Annotated in this window: 2 protein-coding genes and 1 pseudogene; 1 reads left to right on the top strand and 2 read right to left on the bottom strand. The window is 73.0% G+C overall.

All coding sequences use genetic code 11. The annotated features are described in order from the left end of the window. Positions 1 to 132 precede the first annotated feature (132 nt). Entirely contained in the window at positions 133 to 1,278 is a 1,146-nt protein-coding gene (locus ACFW1I_RS36410) for a DedA family protein (protein ID WP_384678074.1), read from the bottom strand. 173 nt (positions 1,279 to 1,451) lie between these two features. Between ACFW1I_RS36410 and ACFW1I_RS36405 the strand changes: the two genes are divergently transcribed. Next, positions 1,452 to 1,820, top strand: a complete 369-nt coding sequence (locus ACFW1I_RS36405; protein ID WP_384678073.1) for a YbjQ family protein — start codon at positions 1,452 to 1,454, stop codon at positions 1,818 to 1,820. Positions 1,821 to 1,891: 71 nt separating this feature from the next. Here ACFW1I_RS36405 and ACFW1I_RS36400 read toward each other — a convergent pair. Beyond that, positions 1,892 to 2,000 (bottom strand): annotated as a pseudogene (locus tag ACFW1I_RS36400) (proteasome accessory factor PafA2 family protein); the annotation flags it as partial.

The following is a 2,000-nucleotide window of genomic DNA, read 5'->3' as shown; positions in this document are numbered from 1 at the left end:
GGGCGCGCGGGGGGGGGCGGTCGGGGGCGTGGGCGCCCCGTTTTTTCGCCCCCCCCCGGGGGGGGCCTCACCCCCCCCCCCCCCCGGCGTCGGGGGGGGGGGGGGGGCTTTTGCCTCTGTCCTGTCGGTGTCCTAGCGCCCGCCGTGCGGGGGCGGGTTCTGGCCGCCGTAGCCGGGCTGGTCGCCGTAGCCGGGCTGCTGGCCGTAACCGGGCTGGGCGGGCTGCTGCTGCTGCTGCTGACCGTACGCGGGCTGCTGCTGACCGTACGCGGGCTGCTGGCCGTAGCCGCCCTGCTGGTCCCCGTAGCCGCCCTGCTGGTCGTAGCCGGGCTGGTTGCCGTACCCGTAGTTCGGCTGGCCCGCGTACCCGCCCTGCTGGTCGTACCCGCCCTGGTTGCCGTAGCCGCCGTAGCCCGCCTGGCCCGCGTACCCGCCCTGGCCCGCGTAGCCGTCCTGGTGGCCGTAGCCGCCCTGGTCCTGCTGACCGCCGTAGCCGCCCTGGTCGCCGTACCCGCCCTGGTCGCCGTAGCCGCTCTGACCGGGCTGCTCGCCGTAGGCGGCCTGGCCGTGGCCGGGCTGGGTGCCGTAGGTGCCCTGGTCGCCGGGGGCGGCGGGGGCCGCCGGGTCGGCGGGGGGCGTGCCCTGGGCGGCGGCCTTCTTCGACTGGGAGCGGGCCCGGAGGTACTCGATCACGATCGGGACGACCGAGATGAGGACGATCGCGATGAGGATCGCCTCGATGTGCTTGTGCACGAAGTCGATCTTGCCGAGGGAGGCGCCGAGCAGGGTCACGCCGGCGCCCCAGAGGACGCCGCCGATGATGTTGAAGGTGATGAACGAGCGGTAGTTCATCCGGCTGACGCCGGCGATGATCGGCGTGAAGGTGCGGATGATCGGCACGAAGCGGGCCAGGATGAGGGACTTCGGGCCGTGCTTCTCGAAGAACTCGTGGGCCTTCTCGACGTTCTCCTGCTTGAACAGCTTGGAGTCGGGGCGCCGGAAGAGCGACGGGCCCACCTTCCGGCCGAACAGGTAGCCCACCTGGTCGCCGAGGATCGCCGCGGCGACGACCAGCGTGCAGACCAGCCACAGCGGCGAGTCGAGCTTGCCGGTGGTGACGAGGAGGCCGGTCGTGAAGAGCAGCGAGTCGCCGGGCAGGAAGAACCCGATGAGCAGGCCGGACTCGGCGAAGACGATGGCGAGGACACCGATCAGACCGAAGGTCTGGATCAGGTAGTCCGGATCCAGCCAGCTCGGTCCGAGGGCAAGCGTGTTCACGGTTCCGGGCTCCTGCGGTTCGGGGTGGGGGCATGTCGAGGTGCGGGCGGGACATGCCTGCGGCGCGCCCCAAGCTATCAACGTGGAGCGGCGGCCCCCGGTTCCGCCCGGGGCGCACGGGATGCGGACGGGCCCCCTCGCGACGACCCTGGGTGACCAGGAGGTGAGTGCCGATGGGCATCGAGGAGTACGGAGGCGGTCAGGGGCCGCATCCCGACGTGCTGGTGGTGACGACGAACGACGTCCCCGGGTTCGAGGTACGCCAGGTGATCGGCGAGGTCTTCGGGCTGACGGTCCGGTCCCGCCATCTGGGCAGCCAGATCGGCGCCGGTCTGAAGTCGATGATCGGCGGCGAGCTGAAGGGCCTGACGAAGACGCTGGTGGCGACCCGGAACCAGGCGATGGAACGCCTGGTGGAGCAGGCCAGGGCGCGCGGCGCGAACGCGGTGCTGATGTTCCGCTTCGACGTGACCGAGGCGGCGGACGTCGGGACGGAGGTCTGCGCGTACGGCACCGCGGTCGTCATCGCGCCCCTGCCCTGAGCCCGGACGGCACGGAAGCGGGCGCGGGCCCGGGCGGCAGGCGGCCCGGGCCCGCGCCCGCCGGGGGGCCGGGGGCGGGGGGCCCCCCGTTCGGCGGCCTCCGCCATGATGCGCTCACCGGCCTTGTCCCAGAGGACGGCGTCGCGGGGGTTGGTGACCTCCGGTGCGCTGTATTCGGGG

The sequence above is a fragment of the Streptomyces sp. NPDC058955 genome (assembly GCF_042741435.1).
Classification (GTDB): domain Bacteria; phylum Actinomycetota; class Actinomycetes; order Streptomycetales; family Streptomycetaceae; genus Streptomyces.
The sequence above is the reverse complement of the archived record's forward strand: the minus strand, read 5'-3'. Positions and strand labels throughout refer to the sequence as shown.